The 18,986-nt window shown below is 34.8% G+C and carries 19 protein-coding genes and 1 riboswitch; of the genes, 5 read left to right on the forward strand and 14 right to left on the reverse strand.

Going from position 1 to position 18,986, the window contains the following annotated elements:
* Positions 1-223 precede the first annotated feature (223 nt).
* From ebpS to C1H58_RS04490, 3 genes are all read right to left on the reverse strand, one after another.
* Positions 224-1,531 carry an elastin-binding protein EbpS gene (ebpS, locus tag C1H58_RS04480; RefSeq protein ID WP_165545474.1) on the reverse strand — a complete coding sequence of 436 codons (1,308 nt, stop codon included), beginning with the start codon at positions 1,529-1,531 and terminating at the stop codon, positions 224-226.
* Positions 1,532-1,713: 182 nt separating this feature from the next.
* Entirely contained in the window at positions 1,714-3,090 is a 1,377-nt protein-coding gene (locus C1H58_RS04485) for a RecQ family ATP-dependent DNA helicase (RefSeq protein ID WP_165545475.1), read from the reverse strand.
* On the reverse strand, positions 3,083-4,027 hold the full coding sequence (locus C1H58_RS04490; RefSeq protein ID WP_165545476.1) for a helix-turn-helix domain-containing protein: 945 nt from the start codon (positions 4,025-4,027) through the stop codon (positions 3,083-3,085). The genes C1H58_RS04485 and C1H58_RS04490 overlap by 8 nt, the downstream gene beginning before the upstream one ends.
* A 104-nt stretch (positions 4,028-4,131) precedes the next feature.
* Here C1H58_RS04490 and C1H58_RS04495 point away from each other — a divergent pair, with 104 nt between their 5' ends.
* A complete protein-coding gene (locus C1H58_RS04495) occupies positions 4,132-4,380 on the forward strand; it encodes a ferredoxin (protein ID WP_014613875.1) in 249 nt (82 codons plus the stop codon).
* 322 nt (positions 4,381-4,702) lie between these two features.
* Here the strand turns inward: C1H58_RS04495 and C1H58_RS04500 are convergent, their stop codons facing one another.
* From C1H58_RS04500 to C1H58_RS04525, 6 genes are all read right to left on the reverse strand, one after another.
* Positions 4,703-5,248, reverse strand: coding sequence for an ECF transporter S component (locus tag C1H58_RS04500; RefSeq protein WP_050345599.1), 546 nt, complete (start codon positions 5,246-5,248; stop codon positions 4,703-4,705).
* A gap of 64 nt (positions 5,249-5,312) precedes the next feature.
* Positions 5,313-5,456: riboswitch (FMN riboswitch) on the reverse strand.
* A 503-nt stretch (positions 5,457-5,959) separates the two neighbouring features.
* Positions 5,960-7,702: an ATP-binding protein gene (locus C1H58_RS04505; RefSeq protein ID WP_060829884.1), complete on the reverse strand. Its 1,743-nt coding sequence runs from the start codon at positions 7,700-7,702 to the stop codon at positions 5,960-5,962.
* A complete protein-coding gene (locus C1H58_RS04510; protein WP_165545477.1) occupies positions 7,686-8,411 on the reverse strand; it encodes a response regulator transcription factor in 726 nt (241 codons plus the stop codon). Before C1H58_RS04510 ends, C1H58_RS04505 begins: the two co-directional genes overlap by 17 nt.
* 212 nt (positions 8,412-8,623) lie before the next feature.
* A complete protein-coding gene (locus tag C1H58_RS04515) occupies positions 8,624-9,367 on the reverse strand; it encodes a pseudouridine synthase (RefSeq protein WP_165545478.1) in 744 nt (247 codons plus the stop codon).
* On the reverse strand, positions 9,367-9,909 hold the full coding sequence (gene scpB / locus C1H58_RS04520; protein WP_165545479.1) for an SMC-Scp complex subunit ScpB: 543 nt from the start codon (positions 9,907-9,909) through the stop codon (positions 9,367-9,369). Before scpB ends, C1H58_RS04515 begins: the two co-directional genes overlap by 1 nt.
* Positions 9,899-10,627 (reverse strand): segregation and condensation protein A, encoded by a 729-nt coding sequence (locus C1H58_RS04525; RefSeq protein WP_165545480.1) that lies wholly within the window; start codon positions 10,625-10,627, stop codon positions 9,899-9,901. The genes scpB and C1H58_RS04525 overlap by 11 nt, the downstream gene beginning before the upstream one ends.
* Positions 10,628-10,721: 94 nt before the next feature.
* Between C1H58_RS04525 and C1H58_RS04530 the strand changes: the two genes are divergently transcribed.
* A complete protein-coding gene (locus C1H58_RS04530; protein ID WP_165545481.1) occupies positions 10,722-11,231 on the forward strand; it encodes a DUF309 domain-containing protein in 510 nt (169 codons plus the stop codon).
* Between the two features lie 84 nt (positions 11,232-11,315).
* On the opposite strand, the gene xerD is transcribed toward C1H58_RS04530, so the two are convergent.
* From xerD to C1H58_RS04545, 3 genes are all read right to left on the reverse strand, one after another.
* On the reverse strand, positions 11,316-12,203 hold the full coding sequence (gene xerD, locus C1H58_RS04535) for a site-specific tyrosine recombinase XerD (RefSeq protein ID WP_165545482.1): 888 nt from the start codon (positions 12,201-12,203) through the stop codon (positions 11,316-11,318).
* A 28-nt stretch (positions 12,204-12,231) separates the two neighbouring features.
* A complete protein-coding gene (gene fur, locus C1H58_RS04540; RefSeq protein ID WP_016425130.1) occupies positions 12,232-12,696 on the reverse strand; it encodes a ferric iron uptake transcriptional regulator in 465 nt (154 codons plus the stop codon).
* A 104-nt stretch (positions 12,697-12,800) separates the two neighbouring features.
* Entirely contained in the window at positions 12,801-13,343 is a 543-nt protein-coding gene (locus tag C1H58_RS04545; protein WP_165545483.1) for an NUDIX hydrolase, read from the reverse strand.
* Positions 13,344-13,422: 79 nt separating this feature from the next.
* Between C1H58_RS04545 and C1H58_RS04550 the strand changes: the two genes are divergently transcribed.
* Positions 13,423-14,334: an aldo/keto reductase gene (locus tag C1H58_RS04550; RefSeq protein ID WP_165545484.1), complete on the forward strand. Its 912-nt coding sequence runs from the start codon at positions 13,423-13,425 to the stop codon at positions 14,332-14,334.
* A gap of 1 nt (position 14,335) precedes the next feature.
* Here the strand turns inward: C1H58_RS04550 and C1H58_RS04555 are convergent, their stop codons facing one another.
* Complete coding sequence (locus C1H58_RS04555; RefSeq protein WP_165545485.1) at positions 14,336-15,100, reverse strand: SDR family NAD(P)-dependent oxidoreductase; 765 nt, start codon at positions 15,098-15,100, stop codon at positions 14,336-14,338.
* 87 nt (positions 15,101-15,187) lie between these two features.
* Between C1H58_RS04555 and proC the strand changes: the two genes are divergently transcribed.
* Positions 15,188-16,006, forward strand: coding sequence for a pyrroline-5-carboxylate reductase (gene proC, locus C1H58_RS04560; protein ID WP_165545486.1), 819 nt, complete (start codon positions 15,188-15,190; stop codon positions 16,004-16,006).
* Between the two features lie 304 nt (positions 16,007-16,310).
* On the opposite strand, the gene rnz is transcribed toward proC, so the two are convergent.
* Positions 16,311-17,228 (reverse strand): ribonuclease Z, encoded by a 918-nt coding sequence (rnz, locus tag C1H58_RS04565; protein ID WP_050330844.1) that lies wholly within the window; start codon positions 17,226-17,228, stop codon positions 16,311-16,313.
* A 155-nt stretch (positions 17,229-17,383) separates the two neighbouring features.
* Here rnz and zwf point away from each other — a divergent pair, with 155 nt between their 5' ends.
* Positions 17,384-18,868, forward strand: a complete 1,485-nt coding sequence (zwf, locus tag C1H58_RS04570) for a glucose-6-phosphate dehydrogenase (RefSeq protein ID WP_050330843.1) — start codon at positions 17,384-17,386, stop codon at positions 18,866-18,868.
* Positions 18,869-18,986 lie beyond the last annotated feature (118 nt).

Raw genomic sequence — 18,986 nt, forward strand, 5'->3', positions numbered from 1 at the left:
AGTGTTAAATTTTTCAGGCTAATGAAGTGACTAGAATACTGGTTTATGCGTTTTTTCCTTCTTTTATATGACTTGTAATTTTGACTCCCTCAAAATTTAAAACATAAATAAGACTAGAAAATCTTAATTTATTTAGATTTCCTAGTCTTATTTTTAATCATCTGTATTGGCTGAGGATGATAGTACTGTATATGCGTCTTCCCAGTCATATAAAATATAATAATTATGGAATAATCAATTGTTGTCCATTTCTAATATTATTACCTTGGATACCATTTGCACGTCTAATTTTTTCGACATTTTCAGGAGAACCATTTCCATAGTATTGAATGGCAATGCGGTATAAGTTTTGGTTACCTGTTACCGTATGGGTATGGCCAGTATTATTTTGTGCTTGTTGATTATTCGCTTGACCATTTTGTTGGCCATATTGTTGATTACTTTGATTATATTGTTGTTGATTTTGATCTGTAGGATCTTGTGCACTGTTGTTATTTTGATCTGAAGCATTTGAGTCATCAGTGGCATTGTCATTATCAGCACTATTATTGTCATCTTGACTGTCTGATTGTGCTTTATCATCGTCTTTAGTCGATTTATCTTTCTCTTTATCTGATTCACTGTGCTCTTTCGTTTCATGTTTTTGAGCAACGTGTGATGCATGGTCGCCTTGTTGATTATGGTTAACGAGATAAATACCACCAAAAATCGCTAAAGTACCTAATAAAATAATCGCTGCTAATAAAGGTAACAATTTCTTGAATCTACCACCGCCTGATCTACCATTTGAAACATGTGTCTCATAAGCGGGTTGACTGTTTTCAGTACCTGTATGTGATGATTGATGTGTTTGTGACGCGCCTGCTCCTACTGCTGCACCACTTACTGCATTTTCTTTATCTGTTTTATTTTCATGCTGCGCTTTTTTATCGCTTGAAGATGCATCATCTTGGTTTGAATGGAAACTTTCTGAAGACTCATGATGAGAGGTTGTTTTATTGTGATGATGTTTAGCGATAGCGCCACCCCCTACAGCGGCAGCACCTGTTAAGGCAGCTTTGTCTTTAGTATTGCTTTTTTTGTGATTGCCTGTCTGCGCAGTATGATTTTGATCATGTGTTTGCTCTGCTTTATGATCTTTTATACTTTGGTCATTTTGTTGAGCCTCTTGCGTTGAATGCTCTGTTGCCTCATCTTTGGCGATAGGTTGATCGTTTTTCGCTTTTGTATGTTCATCCTGATGATTGACAAAGCCCCCTACTTTCCCAGGTCTTTTTTGAGATTTTTCATTAGTTTCTTGTTCACTCGAATCAATTTGTTGATCTGCTTGATTTTCGTCATTTACAGGTGATGGACCATGTTCTCTCTTTCTATGACGTCTTGATGCATTTCGAGGTGGGAATTGTTGGTTGTTTTCAGTTTGTTGTTCTGAATCGTCTACATGAATCTCACTTGATGGTTCATCATGATTGTGAGATTTAATTTCTTGACGACTCTGTTCGAATTCATCCTTAAAATTATCTTTTGACACATACATTCATCCTTTCTACTTATATTAAATATATAGCTATATTTAAGGAATTTAAAACATGATAACCTCAATTATTAAAGAAAATTTACCAACCGTTTACATATCCCGATGATTGAAATAGCTATTAAGTATTTATATTGATTATAGCGGTTTTAAAAACGCTGTGTAAAGCATTGTGAAAACTAATGAAATAAATTTTCTAATTTTTCATTGTAGTCTAACTTTCGCTTCACTTTTTTCTTATTTTTTTCATATATAGGTTCGATTGATTCACAACGATCACAACATTGTGACGTAGTTTCATTAGGCATTTGAAAATAAGAAAGGAGATGCTGTCTTCTACATTTTTGAGTTAAAACATAATGATGCATATGGCGGAAAGCGCGCAATTTTATTTCTTCATTTTGTTTGAAAATGGCACGTAATTGTGCGAGTGTAAATGCCTCGCTCAAAACATCTAAAATCTCTATTATTTCTGAGTCTATCAATTGTCCGAGTTCATATTGTTGAATATCTTCTTCTCTTATAATATTTCCTGTTGCCAGAGTTTCCATTAAATATTGGTCATCTGGCTGAAACAATGCAATCGCTTGGCTTTGTTGACCATCTCTACCAGCACGTCCAATTTCTTGCATATAGCTAGAAGGACTTGGAGAAAGATGAAAGTGAATGATTGTCCGGATATCTGGTTTATTAATTCCCATTCCAAAAGCACTCGTCGCTACAATGATGCGAATATCATTTTTTAAAAACTGCTGTTGTACCGTTAATCGTTCTTGATAAGATAAATCTCCATGATAAATTCCTGTTAAATACCCAGCTTGATAAATAGTCTGTGCAAGCGCTAAGCAAACTTTTTTTGAAGAGACATAAACGATGGTTGGTCCTGAATGCTCAATTTTGTTAATTAACCATGTAACTTTCTCTTCATGAGAAGCCATTAATTCTACGGATAGAGAAATATTAGGACGGTCCATTGAAAATTGAATCTTGTGCATCGGTTGTTGAATAACCCTTTCAATATCTTGTTGTATGTGAGTTGTCGCTGTTGCTGTCAATGCTAAAACAGTTGCCTGTTCAAACTGTTGCGTTATCTTTCCGATTAAAGCATAATGCGGTCGAAAGTCAAACCCCCACTCAGAAAGACAGTGGACTTCATCTAATACCACAATGCCAAAGGAAATATTTTTAAATTGGTTGAAGTTATGCGGTTGTAAAATGAACTCTGGGCTCACAAAAACAAAACGCGAAGATTTTATTTGTGCAAGCGCTACTCTTTTTTCAGCATCTTCTAAACCAGAATGAATGGCAACAACCTTTTGCTCCCCTTTCATTTTCATTTGCATCACTTGATCGTCCATTAAAGAAATAAGAGGTGAGATAATAAGTGTTGGCTGTTGTTTTATATAAGTAGGCAATTGATAGCAAAGTGTTTTACCTGTACCGGTTGGTAAAATACCCAGCGTATTCTGATGTTGTAACACACTGGAAATGATTTCTTCTTGCCCTGGTCTAAATGATGTGAAGCCGAAAAATTGTTTTAAAGCTGCTTTAAGCATCTAATTCTCCTTTAGCAATACCTACAATTGCAAGTTTAATTTCGAAGTACGACATGTTATCAAATCGTTCTTTATAACGTTTTAAACGCTGATACGGTTCAGCATTATATTGATTAATAAATTCTTGATTAAAGTGATGGAGAAAATCCTGATAGTTATGCATTTGATTTTTCATAAATAAATCTAAAATATGATCCTCGATTGTATTTTCTCTCACACCTTCAATTTGAGCAATTTTTTGGAGGGTGTAGCCTTGATTCAATAGTTGCGCTGTCCGATGAACCGGTTGTGAAACGTCAAGTCTCAGTGCACATTGTGAAAGTATAGGAAAGTCACCGCTTTCGTTTATCATTATATAAATTTGAACAAGTTCTTCGTAAAACATTTTGAATAAATCGTCGCTCTCGATAGATTCAATCATACTGATTTGGGTAAAAGTATACATCGGCTCATCAAAACCTGTTAATAAATAATGGGTACAAATTTTTTCTCGTTGTGCTTCTAATTTTTGATAAAGCGTACGCAATTCTTGCTCTAATTGAGATAAAATATTTTCTGTTTGATCAGATTGATAAATTTGCTTTACAACATGATGGACTTCAGTTTGAGAAGAAATCGGTTGAAAAGTCATTTGATTGTGTCTGGCATATGAATAAGTTTGTATGAGTAGTTGTATTGCATTAAAAGAAGCTTGTAAACATGGAAAAGTAATTTGATTTGTTATTTTTAGGTCGGTTGTAACGGGTTCTTCTTTAATGATTTCTTCAAAAGTTTGCATTTTAAGCTTAGGTGCACAACCATATAAAGACAACAGATTTAAAGAGACAGCATCAAAAAAAGTTTGATGAGATTTTTTTCCTATGATAATATTAAAGATGCTTTTTTTAGTTTTGTAGGCTGATGCATGATGATATGCATAATTAATTAAGTGTTTCATCATTAGACCTCATTCTAAAACGAATATATTGAAAATTTAAGTACACAGAACTACAATAAAATTATAATGTTAGTGTGGCACTTTGAAAAGGGAGGCGAAAAAAATTGGCTAAATATACGATAGTTGATATGGATACTTGTATCGCTTGTGGCGCATGTGGTGCAGCGGCTCCAGATATTTATGACTACGACGATGAGGGTATCGCATATGTGATTTTAGATGACAACCAAGGTACAACGCCAGTACCAGAAGAATTGTATGAAGACCTTGAAGATGCTTTTGAAGGTTGCCCTACTGATTCTATTAAAGTTGAAGAGGAATCATTTGACGGCGATGCACTCAAATTTGAGTAGACAATAAACAGAGATGATTGCTAGAGACAAGATGTCTTTAATATAAATATAAAACAATTGAATGTCTAAGTATAGACAGAAGTTGAGTGGATGTTTTCATGTTGTACATCCTACTCAACTTATTTATTTTAAAGTTGTAAATGGTGCGTTCAGCTACACTTGTCATTAAAATTTCCGCATAAAAAAGAGATGTATCTTCTACAATTTGTGAAGAGGCATCTCTTTTTTTGTTTGATAACAACATCAACGTTAAGCAAAGTCATCTAGGTTGATTCGGCTTTGTGTCAGACTACCCACTCATGCGCTTCGTTTTGATATGTTTTTATTTTAGAATGTGGCCAATACGTCGATATAACAATATAAAGATAACTGATACTAACGCACCTTTAATGATATTGAAAGGAATGATGCCCGCTGCAATGATAAGCTTTAGATTATTCGCTACATCGGCTAAATTCATAATCATTCCAAACAATGGAAGCAGTACGAAATAATTTAAAATGCTTAGTAAAATAGTCATAGCTAATGTCCCAACGACGAGGCCAATGATTAATTGACGTGTTGTTTGGCGTGATTGATATACCCAATAACTCACTAATAACAATGTTGTTCCAGCTAAGAAGTTGGCAACTGGTCCAACAGGATCACTCACATTGAAGAAGAAATTAAGTAAATTCTTAATTAATTCTACTAAAACGCCAGCAATGGGTCCTAAAGTAAAAGTAGCTAATAAAGATGGTACATCACTAAAGTCAATCGTTAAATATGGCGGTAAAAATGGAAGAGGGAATTTAATAAACATTAAGACAACCGATATGGCACTTAACATTCCCACAATAATCAAATGTCGTGTTTGCTTTTGTTTCATGAAAAAACCTCCTATTAAATTCATCTTAGTTGAATAGGAGGATTAAAAAGCAACACAAATAAACCTCCATCTTCTCCCATCCAGACTTTACTGTCGGCTCTAGAATCTCACTAGATCAGCCACAAAACATCAAGATTTTGATTTTTTGCAGGTCGCAGGCTTTAAATTTACTGCCGGTTGGGAATTGCACCCTACCCCGAAGATGAATTCGTTTTTCTATTTTAATGAGTATAGTGTACATGAGAATCCAGTCCAAAACAATGTTTTTGCAATCATTTGACAGTGAGTTTCTTTGAGAGGATGGTTTTATTTGAAATTTATACTATGATGCAATGCCGATTGTGATTGACGTAAAAAACAGATATAAGCGTATTATCTCCTTAATTATAAGTTGTCGGATACTTCTAATTGTAGAAAGGATTGTGCGCTTTTTGTATCAAATATGAATTTGGGAAATGCAATATTTAATCACTTTTCCTTCTTGAACGCGCTTGCTTAGAGGACAAAAGCTATAGGCTAAGTTACTTCGTTATAAAAGTGAAGTTATACAATATGAAGTTTTATCATAAAAAGAAAGTACTCAGACGATTTCTATTAAAAATCATCTGAGTACTATTGATTTTGGATTTGATGTCCTAATCTTATTGGTCTACTAAAGTGTGATAAGTATTAAGTAGATAAGAAAACGGTCACTTTATGATTTTTTAAACTTTATGCCTTCTTTTTAGGCAGTGTGATGGTAAAGATTGTTCCCTCGTTGATACGACTGTCAACATCGATGTGGCCACCATGCGCTTCAATAATCATTCGCGTGATAAATAGCCCAAGTCCAGTACCTTGTTTTCCGCGTTTACGAGCGGCATCAACTTTATAAAAGCGTTCAAAAACTTTTTCTAAATGTTCGGATGGAATACCCACACCTGTATCTTTAACGATCAAAATTTGTTGGTCTACAGTTGATTTCGCATGAATAGATATTGTATCCCCTGGTTGTGTGTATCGAGATGCGTTATCAACTAAGTTAGTTAGTACTTGCTCCATACGATCAAAGTCATAATACCAAGGTGACGCCATTTCACCATCAAGTTGAAAATCAAGATGTAAATCGAGCTCATAAGCTTGTTGTCTATATTTAATCGCCATTTTTTTAATTAAATCACTCATAGGCTGGACTTCTTGCGTTACATTTAGGCCTTCAGCATCCATTTTTGCTACGTTTAACAGTTCATTAACGAGTCGACTGAGACGCTTAGATTCATCTAAAACGATAGACAAAAATTCATTAATTTCATCAGGTTCTGTGACCACGCCATCAACAATTGACTCGGTATAGCCTTGTAATAAAGAAATAGGTGTTCTAAGTTCATGAGAGACACTAGCAATAAAATCTTTCTTCACTTGTTCAAGCTCATGTTCATTCGTCATATCTCTGATGATCACCACAAGACCACCTTCACCATTCGTTTGAATATTATGAATGTAACTCATAATGACCACATAAAAACGTTGATTCATTTCATATTCTCTGAATTCTGTACTTTGACTTTTAAAAGTATCATCAATCTGTTGATCGAACATCTCTTTATCATGCGCGTTCATTTCTGACAACATCCGTTGCGCGAGCTGATTTGAGATGATAGTTTGTCGTTGGTGATTAATCCCTAGCACACCTTCAACCATTGAATTAATTAATGTATCTCGAATATTTTTAGAAGTGACTAATGCATCGATATGATTTTGGATGCTTCGACTCATTTTGTTAAAAGTCATCGCCAATTCGCCAATTTCATCTTTTGTTTGGACGGGGACACGCTTATCATAATTTCCACGTGCGACCTCTCTTGCCTGCGTTTTAAGTTGACGTAAAGGATGGGTAATACGTGTTGATAAGAAAAATGCGAAAACGGTCGTAACTGCTAAAAAGACGACAGCAGTAATTAAAATAATGATGGTAATAATGTTATTTGTTTCATCAATGCTTTTTAAGTCTTGATAAATAAAAATAACAGAAGCTTTGCCGGTTGAATCTTTCGACGGATACCCAAGCAATACAAAAGTGTGCTTTTTCCCATCAATATTAAACATGACATGTTGAAGTTTCGATTTGTTTTGTGTTAAAACTTTATCAAATAATGCATGGTGATTGATTTCTTTTAACATTTTAGATTTGACCATATCGTGCTCGTTGATATGAAGGCGATCGGGTAAGATAATGAGACCTTTATTATTTTCCAATAGGTCTTCACTATGTTCAATCGCAATTTTACGATTATGACTATTTTCAATCACTTTACTTACATTTTCAGCACTTTTATAGAGAGAGCGTTCTGTTTCTTGCGTAAAATAATATTGGAAAAATGTGATGAGCGCAGCACTTAATAAAATTAAAACTGTCGTTACTATTAATAAAATAGTTAACCACAGTTTTATAACGACATTATTGAGTCGTTTCATCCGACTGAATAACTTCAAACTTATAGCCTACTCCCCATACAGTTTGAATCATTTTAGCTGCATCTGCAGAAACTCGATTCAGTTTTTCACGCAAGCGTTTGACATGTGTATCCACAGTTCTTAAATCACCGTAAAATTCATAGTGCCAAACTTCTTTTAATAATTGCTCTCTATCAAAAACTTTATTTGGCGTTTTAGCTAAAAAGATGAGTAGCTCATATTCTTTAGGTGTTAAATTCACTGGTTTTTCATCCGCTAAAACTTTATGCGCATCATTGTCAATTGTGAGGTGTTTAAACTCAACCATGTCACGCGCATGAGGTTCATTTTGTTCAGCTGTTGCCGATTGTGTCCGGCGTAAAAGTGCTTTGACACGTAAAACGACTTCGCGAGGTGAAAAAGGTTTAACAATATAATCATCTGCACCGGATTCAAAACCTTCAACACGATTATTTTCTTCACCTTTAGCTGTAAGCATAATAATTGGCGTATCTTTCGTTTCGCGTAATTTCATCGCAACTTCAAGACCATCTAATTCAGGTAACATCAGGTCTAATAAAATACATGCATAATCGTATTTCGTTGCTAGTTCTAATGCTTCGCGACCATCACTCGCTTCAGCTATCTCGTAACCTTCTCTTTCTAAGTACAATTTTAATAATTTTCTAATACGATGTTCATCATCTACGACTAAGATTTCATTAGTCATCATGACATACCTCCCACACATGGTGACATTTATAACCTAAAGCTTATTATAGCATATCGAAATATCTGCTTGATAATAAAACAATGAATATGAATTAAAATTCCATAAAAAAGAGTATGCCTGTAATTTTATTCTTAAAAAAGTATTATTTTTTAAAACAAAAGATTTAATAAGATGTGCTTGTTGGCCTCACACAAACAAAGTGCGTTCAATTATTGATTCGTTCCGCTTTCAGCGAGTTGTCTCAATGATTTAACTTCATGCGGTGATAGGATTCGACCCTCTCCTGCACCTAATCCTTTTAATGTCAATGGTCCAAATGAAACGCGAGATAGTTTTTGAACATTAAAACCAAAATGTTCAAACATACGTCTCACCTGTCTATTACGTCCTTCTGTAATTGTAATTTCTACTAAAGAACTGTTTTTCTCTTTATTTTGTTTTTTAACTTTCACTTTTGCAGGTTGTGTGAGTCCATCTTCAAGCTTAATTCCTTTTTCCAATGCTTTAACCTGATCTCTTAAAATATAACCTTCTATTTTAGCAACGTAAGTTTTTGGTATTTTAAAGCGAGGATGTGTCATTAGATGCGTAAAAGCACCATCATTTGTTAACAATAACAGACCAGAAGTATCATAATCTAAGCGACCTACTGGATATATGCGTGTTTCAAGGTCGTCGAAATAATCAGTGACTACTTTTCGACCACGATCGTCTGATACACTCGTAATGACTTGGGCAGGTTTATAAAATAAAATATATAATTTATCTTCCAGTTCAAGAGGAATCCCTTCTACACTGACTTCATCGGAAGGTCGGACTTTCGTTCCAAGTTCAGTGACTGTAACACCATTCACTTGGACCTTACCTTCTTGGATTAATGTTTCTGCTTTACGTCTTGACGTATAGCCGCTATTTGCGATCCGCTTTTGTAGTCTTTCTAATTCTTTGCTCATTATGATTCTCCTTTTTGATTCACTAACTGACTAAAAAAGGATTCGATTTCCTCTTCTTCCTCATCAGTTGTAGGCAATGCTTCTAAGTTTTCTAAGCCAAACACATTTAAAAACAATTCAGTTGTATATAATTGTTGACCTCGGGCTTCAGGGTTATTTCGAGGTTCAATTAGGCCTTTACCAATCAACGTTTTAACTGGACCATCTGAACTGACGCCTCTAATTAATTCTATATCATTTCTAGTAACAGGTTGATTATAAGCTATGATGGCTAAGACTTCCATGGCAGCTTGTGAAAGTTTTGTTGATGCTTTATTAATAATCAGCGACTCTATATAAGGTTCAGCTTCTCTTTGCGTTGTTAAAACAAAACGATTACCATATTGATGGATTTCAAGCCCCGGTATATTTAATTGAGAGATTGTCGTGTTTAACGTGTCTGAATCAATAGCTAGTGTTTCGAGTAATTGTGCTTCGTCAATGCCATCTTCACCGACTGTATACAAAATTGCGGAAAGTGCTTCTATTGTACTAAGTGTCATAATTAACCCCTTTACTGATTTCGATATTCTGAAATGCTTGGACTTGTTGTAATTGAATGATGCCATTTTTAGACATTTCTAACAAAGCTAAGAAATGCGTAACAACATGTTCAATAGATTCATGAAATGTAAACAAGTCAAAAAAAGAAATGCGAGTAGATGTTTTTAACTGATCATATATGTGTTGGGTCGATTGTTGAATCGTATATGTTTCTTTTTTTATATCTACTGTCGTTGGCTTTTTAAGTGCAACACGCGTTTTCATTTTTTGATATGCAACAATCAACTCAGTTAAATCGATTTGAGTATCGTGTGACATGCGCTCAGATTGCTCATAGTGTGACAAATCTGTTGGCGCTTTTGTATAATAATGCTCACGAAGTTCGCGTTGCTCGTTTAACATTTCAGAATAGGCTTTGTAATTTTGATATTCAATTAATTTTTCTACAAGTTCGTCACGTGGATCCTCTTCTAATAAATCCTCTTGAGGTGTGTCAGGTAATAACATTTTACTTTTAATCATTAAGAGTTCAGAAGCCATTAACAAATATTCACTTGCGATATTAATTTCAAGTTGTTTCATTGCATGAACGTACTGCATATATTGCTCTGTTAATTCACGCATAGGTATATCATAGATATCAATTTCGAATTCATTGATCAAGTGCAACAATAAATCCAACGGCCCGTTAAAGGCATCAAGTTTTACTTCATACATGGGTGATCCTCATTTCGTATTGCAAGTCATGTGCATAATAACAAAAAATATTATAGCATGTTTATGTATAACAATAAATTTTTGGAGTGATAAAATGAAAGAAAGTGATTTAGTTCATTTTTATTATCAATTTCATTATGAACAGCATTATTTTTTGTGCCATGATATTTTAGAGGAAGCGTGGAAACTGCAGTCTGAGTTTACCAAACAAGATGCTGTTGTAAGTTTAATCCTATTGGCTACAGGATGCTATCACTATCGTAGAGGTAACTATAAAGGTGCCCACAAAACCTTTAATAAGGCTTATCAAATCATTCAATCCTATAAACTGAATGAACTGGTATATTTAGGTTTAAATATTTCAGAATATAAGGAAGTATTAAAGCATTTAATACATGCAACATCTCTAGAAATCCCTTTTTCTCCAATTCAACTGCCTCTGACAAAAGAAATGGAACTACAAATTAAAGGGGAGTTTCCGAATTATTGTGTAACAAAGCATGTTGTTAGTACGCCTTATATTTTACATCATCATCAACTGAGAGATCGGACAGAAGTGATCGCAGCACGTCACCACGCACTAACACAAAGAAAAAAGGAATAAAACAGATGATTCTTAAATGAACTTCTGTTTTATTCCTTTTATTCTTTCATCTCTAAAGACCAAACGCTAACTTCAAACTAAGGACTAAGCTCTAGGATGATAGTCTTGGTAAATTTTACGAATCTGATTTTTAGTCACATGCGTATACAATTGTGTTGTAGAAATATCTGAATGTCCTAGCATGTCTTGTACAGCGCGCAAATCAGCGCCATTCTCCAATAAATGTGTAGCAAATGAATGACGTAAAGTATGTGGTGTTAGTCTTTTGGTAATACCCGCTTTAAGCCCAACTTGCTTAATCATCTTCCAAACGCCTTGTCTTGACATTGGCTTACCATGCATGTTTAAAAATAAAACATGGGTAGTCGTATGTTTTAACAATTGTGGTCTTATATCTTGTATATAATGCGCTAAACAATCGATGACCGTTTCACCTAAAGGCACAATTCTTTCTTTGCTCCCTTTACCAAACACTTTTGCAAAGCCCATGATAAGATTGACATCTTGGACTTCTATATGAATAAGTTCAGATACACGCATCCCAGTCGCATATAAAAGTTCAAGCATTGTTTTATCACGATAACCGTTAATTTTTGAAGTGTCAGGTGCCATTAATAATTGGTCAACCTCATCAATAGATAGTACATCAGGTAACTTTCTATCATATTTTGGTGTCGAGATAAGGACAGTTGGATCATGTGTCGTATAACCTTCTCTCAAAGCAAATTGATGAAAGCTTCGAATTGTCGAAGTGAATCTTGCAATGGATTTCGCTGAACGTCCTTCGTCATGTAAAAAACCAAACCACTCTTGAATGATTTGCCGATTAACAAAATTTAAATGAGTAATTTTTTGCTCTTTCAAATAGCTTAAATAGTGGTTAAGATCACGACGATACGCAGCGATTGTATTGTTGGACAAACCTTTTTCTATTTGAATAAATCTTAAATATTCATCTCGAATTTCTTCCATGCATTGACCTCAATTCTTGTCAATATCATTACATTTGCGCTTTTGTGCCTTTGCCCTCTTTTTGACACGCTTCACAAATACCATGAAATGTAAGTCTGTGATCTAAAATCTTAAAATTAAATTCATTTTCAACACGTTCTTCTACTTGTGGTAATAAGTCTTCTTCTATTTCATCTACTCTACCACACTCCATACAAACAAGATGGTGATGAAAATGTTTAGACCCCTCTTTTCGTAAATCAAAACGTGCAACACCATCACCAAAGCTCACCTTATCCACAACTTTTAAATCTGCTAAAAGTTCTAGTGTACGATAAACAGTGGCTAAACCAATTTCAGGTGCTTTTTCTTTTACTTTTAAGTAAACATCTTCGGCACTTAAATGATCAGTCTCATTTTCAATTAAAACACGCACCGTTGCTTCACGTTGCGGTGTTAACTTATATGAAGACTGCTGTAACTGTTGCTTCACGCGATTAAGTCTTTCCTCCACGGAAGCCTCACCCCTCTACTGAAAATTATAATTATTACAAATTGATTGTTTTACTTGTTATAAATTACCAGTAATTGAGAAAAAAAGCAACTCATAGCGGTTATTTATTTAGAATGATTATAATGTAATAATAGGTATTGGAATGCAATCAGCGTTTTAGCATCCTCTATTTCATGTGTTTCTACTGCATTTTTAACATCGTCCATTGAAAAATGTATTTTCTCAACAAACTCATCTTCATCTAAATGAACAGTACCCTTTTGGAGTGAGTCCGTAAAATAAATAGATATTTTTTCATTTGCAAAACCGGGTGTACCATATACTTCGCCAATCAAATCTAATCGGTCAGTTTGATAACCTGTTTCTTCTTCAAGTTCTCTCATTGCTGCTTCTTTTCTATCTTCACCGGGTTCAAGCTTACCAGCAGGTATTTCTAATAATGTTTGTTCTAAAGGTTTGCGATATTGCTTCACTAGAATGACCTCATTTTCTGGTGTTACAGCACAAATCGCAACAGCACCATTATGTTTTACGACTTCTCTATAGGCTGTTTTTTGATTGGGTAAGCGAACTTCATGTTTCTCTACATTTATAATTTTGCCTTCGTAAATTGTTTCTTTTGATATTGTTTTTTCTTCAAAATTCATCAGTGATATGCCCCTTTTCAATTTTTCTCACAGTTTGCTATCATTAGTATACATAAATTTTATTGGAAGGAGCTTTAACATGCAAAAAAACACATTGAAAAGTGGTCTGACTTTATCAGAATTAGGATTGGGATGTATGAGTCTAGGTACAGATGAAAATGATGCTTCTAAAATTATAGAGACAGCCATTGAAGCGGGTATTACCTATTTTGATACGGCAGATATTTACGATAAAGGTGAAAATGAAAAGATTGTTGGGAAAGTTTTAAAAAAATATCAACAAAATAGTGATATTGTTATTGGCACAAAAGTCGGCAATCACTTAAAAGATAATGGAGAAACTTTTTGGGATCCTTCAAAAAAACACATTAAAAACAATGTTAAACAATCTTTAAAAAGACTTGGCTTAGAAACGCTTGACCTCTACATGCTTCACGGTGGAACAATTGAGGATCCATTAGATGAAACGATTAGTGCATTCGATGAATTGAAGCAAGAAGGACTGATCAAAGCTTATGGTATTTCATCTATACGCCCTAATGTCATACGCTATTATTTGAAACATAGTCAAATTGAAACGATCATGTCGCAATTTAATTTAATTGATAATCGCCCGCTCGATTTACTTGACGAAATCAATCAAAAAGGTGTGAAACTTTTAGCTAGAGGCCCAGTTTTTAAAGGATTGCTCACCAACAAAGCGGAAGTCACTCTGAATAATAAATTTAAAGAAGGAATTTTTGATTACAGTTACGAAGAATTGAAACAAACAATTCAGTTGCTTCAACAGATGAATCCTCAGCTTACTGCGCTAGCCTTTGAATTCTTAAAGTCTCACGCAGTATTAGGATCGATCATCGTTGGCGCGAGCACACCTGAGCAACTGAGTGAAAATATTCAACAGTATCATTCAACGGTTACTAACGAACAACTTCAAGCTGCAATGGATGTTGTGAAACGCCTTCATTATGCAGAACATTGGGAAATGTAACTTACAGACCCTTCCTTTTCTTACCTAGAAAAAGAGGTTTAGCAAATTTTTCAATCCATCGGGGAGCAAGTTGATACCATTTCAACATTAAGTGGAGCCCTTTTGGAAGATTGACTTCAATTTTCTTTTGTCTCAGCGCTTTGATGATTTGTGCGGCTACAAATTCGGGTTGACGCATGATTCGTTTCACTTGATGTGCGTATTGTCCTGATGGATCCGCCTTACCATGAAAAGGTGTTTGAATCGGCCCTACGTTAACTGTCATAACGTGCCAATTAGGCTGTTCCATTCGTAACGCATTAAGCAGATGATTGAGCGCTGCCTTACTACCACCGTAATGAGCAGCGTAAGGTTGTGTAGCAAATGCAGCGAGGCTACTGATGCCTACAACAGTTGCATGGGCTTTAAAGAATGGTGCACATCGTTTAAGTAAAATCGCAAAATGCACGATATTGATTTGGTAAGTCTCTACCACTTCTACATCTTTATGCTGAAGCAATGATTTAAAATAGCCTAAACCTGCACAATGTATAAGACCCTCATATTGGATGTCTGGATTTAATTGAAGATTGATCTCACGCACTTGTCGGATATCAGAAAGGTCGCATTCAATCAAATGGACATTTTGATTCGAAAAGTACGCACGTGCTTTATTTTTATCTCGTACAATTAGTGTTAATTCACAATGGTCTTGAAGCATGGCTTGAGCCAATGCGAATCCGAGACCACTGGTACTACCAGTCATAATAAAATGTGGTTTTTGCATAAAATCACCCTTTATCTTTTAAATCGTTCCCATAGCGCTATGAATAACTGTAATGTAAAAGTACTAAATAAGGAAGTGAAATGTCGTATGAAAATCGTTTTTTATGGTGCCGGCAATATGGCACACGCCATTTTTACGGGTATTATTAATTCGAAAATTTTGGTGCCTGAGGATATTTATTTAACGAACCGTACTAATGAAGAAATGTTGCAATCTTATAAAGAAGATTTAGGTATTCAATATAGTTATGATGATGAAGCTTTATTAAAAGATGCCGATTATGTTTTTCTTGGATCAAAACCACATGATTTTGATCAACTTGCTACACGCATTAAAGGAAATATTCATAATCAAAATAAATTCATTTCAATCATGGCAGGATTACCGATTTCTTATATTAAACAGAAACTCGATACGCATGCTCCGATTGCGCGTATTATGCCAAATACAAATGCACATGTTGGCCATTCTGTAACCGGTGTGAGTTTCTCTTCGAATTTTGGTCCAACTTCTAAAGAAGAAGTTTTAGAAGTCATCAATGCATTTGGATCTGCAATCGAAGTTCAAGAAGCACATTTGCATCAAGTCACTGCGATAACAGGAAGTGGTCCTGCATTCTTATATCATGTATTCGAACAATATGTGATGGCAGGTACAAAATTAGGTCTTGAAAGAGCTCAAGTAGAAGAGTCTATACGCGAGTTGATTATAGGGACTAGTAAGATGATTGAGCGTTCTGACTTGAGTATGGAACAATTAAGAAAAAATATCACTTCAAAAGGTGGTACGACACAAGCTGGATTAAATGCATTGTCTGAATATAATTTAGAAGGTATATTTGAAGATTGCTTAAATGCAGCTGTCAATCGTAGCATCGAACTATCAGCGCAAGAAGATGAATTGTAATTACAAAAGGTTTCATATATAAATGTTGCAGTTGGATATTAATTCTCACATAAATAGCGCTAAGATGAATTTTACTTGAAAATCGTCTTAGCGCTTCATTTTTATGATAAAACCTCGTATTGTATGACTTCGCTTTCATGGGCGACTGTCTTAGATTGTAGAGTTCAGATGTCTTGTTCCCGCCATTCTGCTTCAAATAAGCCAAATTGAGTTGAGATTTCAGTCCTCATGTAGCGAGTTCATGAATACAAGGTTTTCAAGAATTTTATGTCACGGACGCAACTTTTTGTTTGCGAGATCGCTATTAAAATGTATAACTATCAAAATCTTCAACAAACTGAAACGATTGTTCAGATTCTGCTTGGATTTGAGCTTCTATCAATTGAATGTCTTCTTTAGTGTAGCGTCCACTTAAGTGCGTCAACAACCCATGTTTAACTTGACCATCCGCCATTAATTGAAGGACATCTTCAATATGACTATGATGATAAGCATTGGCTAAAGACTTATCGCCTTCAATATATGTGGATTCATGAACTAATACATCAACGTGATGTGCAAGTTCGAGTGCATGCTCACTCGGTTTTGTATCACCGAAAATAGCAATGGTTTTCCCTGTTTTTTCAGGACCTTTGAATTGATTTGCATCATAGGTTTTGCCATCATATTCAAATGTATCTTGAGACTTAATCTTTTGATAGAGTGGGCCTGGCGGAATACCTAACGCTTTCAATTTCGAAACATCTAATTTTCCTGGGGTATTCGGTGCCTTAATACGATATCCATAGCAAGGAATACCATGGTTTAAGGGCCTAGCATTAACTTCAAAATGATTAATACTTAAATCAAGACGCTTGTCTATTTCGATAATGTGTAACGGATAATTTAAATGTGAATAAGTTAATGATAAATTGTATTCAATAAAATCTTTTATGCCTTTTGGACCAATTACAGTCAGTGGCTTCGACTCTCCACCTTGAAATGAACGACTGGTCAAAACGCCCGGTAAGCCGAAAACATGATCACCATGCATATGTGTGATAAAAATGTGACTGACTTTTCCGAGTTTAATGGAATGGTGGAGTATTTGGTGCTGGGTTGCTTCCCCCACATCAAAAAGCCAAATATCTGTTAAATAAGGCTCAAGTTTTAAAGCGATAGATTGTGTATGACGCTCTTTAGTAGGTAACCCTGCACTGGTACCAAAAAATGTGATTTCCATGCTTCGTGCCTCCTTAGCGTTATATTACCATAATTGCCAATGAATCGGTAACGAAATCTGACTGTATAGCATGAAAGCAGAATTGTATGTCATTATGTGCGATATGCTTTATAATGTACACATATTCAATATAAAAAGAATTGAGGTTTTGAATCTTGAATAAGACAAATAATCATATTCCAGCGCTTATTACCATATTCGGCGCAACTGGTGATTTAAGTCACCGTAAATTATTCCCTTCCCTTTTTCATCTCTATCAACAAGATAATTTAGATGAAAGAGTAGCGATTATTGGTATCGGTAGACGTCAATTGACTAACGATGATTTTAGAGCACAAGTAAAAGCATCTATTCAAGCGCATGTCCAAGATACAAAACATTTAGACAAATTTATGCAACATATCTTTTATCAACCCCATGATGTGAATGATGAAGCAAGTTATCAAACACTATTAGAGTTAAGTGAATCCTTAGATCGTACATTCTCTTTAGGGGGTAACCGTGTCTTTTATCTTGCGATGGCGCCCCAATTTTTTGGCATCGTAACAGATTATTTAAAATCTTCTGGCTTAACAAATACAGAAGGCTTTAAACGTTTAGTCATTGAAAAGCCGTTTGGTAGTGATTTGAAATCCGCGGAAGAATTAAATAAACAAATACGACGTTCTTTCAAAGAAGAAGAAATCTTTAGAATTGACCACTATTTAGGAAAAGATATGGTTCAAAATATTGAAGTTTTACGTTTTAGTAATGCAATGTTTGAACCTTTATGGAATAATAAATATATTTCAAATATTCAAGTCACTTCATCAGAAATATTAGGTGTTGAAGATCGTGGTGGCTATTATGAATCTAGCGGTGCTTTAAAAGATATGGTGCAAAACCATATGTTACAAATGGTAGCATTATTGGCAATGGAGCCGCCTATTAGTTTGAATAGTGCCGACATTCGAGCAGAAAAAGTTAAAGTTTTAAAATCTATGCACGTGTTAAAACCAGAAGAAGTACGTCAACAGTTTGTTAGAGGACAATATGATCGTGGAACGATTGACGGTCAACAAGTGAAAGCGTATCGTGAAGAAGATAAAGTTGCTTCTGATTCTAAGACCCCTACTTTTGTTTCTGGGAAAGTGCTCATTGATAACTTTAGATGGGCTGGCGTTCCATTTTATATCCGTACCGGTAAACGTTTAAAACGTAAATCAATTCAAGTTGTGGTTGAATTTAAAGAAGTTCCTATGAACCTTTATTATCAAAAAGATAAACATTTAGATTCTAATTTACTTGTCATCAATATTCAACCGAACGAAGGCGTTTCTATTCATCTGAATGGTAAAAAATATGTACAAGGAATTGAAACTGAACCCGTTCAATTGTCTTATGCGATGAGTGCACAAGATAAAATGAATACGGTCGATGCATATGAAAACTTGCTATATGATTGCTTAAAAGGTGATGCGACAAACTTTACGCATTGGGAAGAATTGAAATCAACATGGAAATTTGTCGATTCAATTCAAGAAGCTTGGGATAAATTTGAACCAGAATTTCCTAATTATGAATCTGGAACAGATGGTCCGTTAGATAGTGATTTATTGCTAAGCAGAGATGGTTTTAAATGGTGGAATGACATTCAATAATTTAAAAACATAAGGTTAATAGAAAATGAGCTAAGAGATACGGTTTTAGTATCACTTAGCTGTTTTTTGTTATATAATTGATAACTAGATACGAAAAATCGTATGTCGTGAGTTTTAA

The organism is Staphylococcus sp. 191 (genome assembly GCF_011174885.1).
GTDB lineage: Bacteria > Bacillota > Bacilli > Staphylococcales > Staphylococcaceae > Staphylococcus > Staphylococcus coagulans.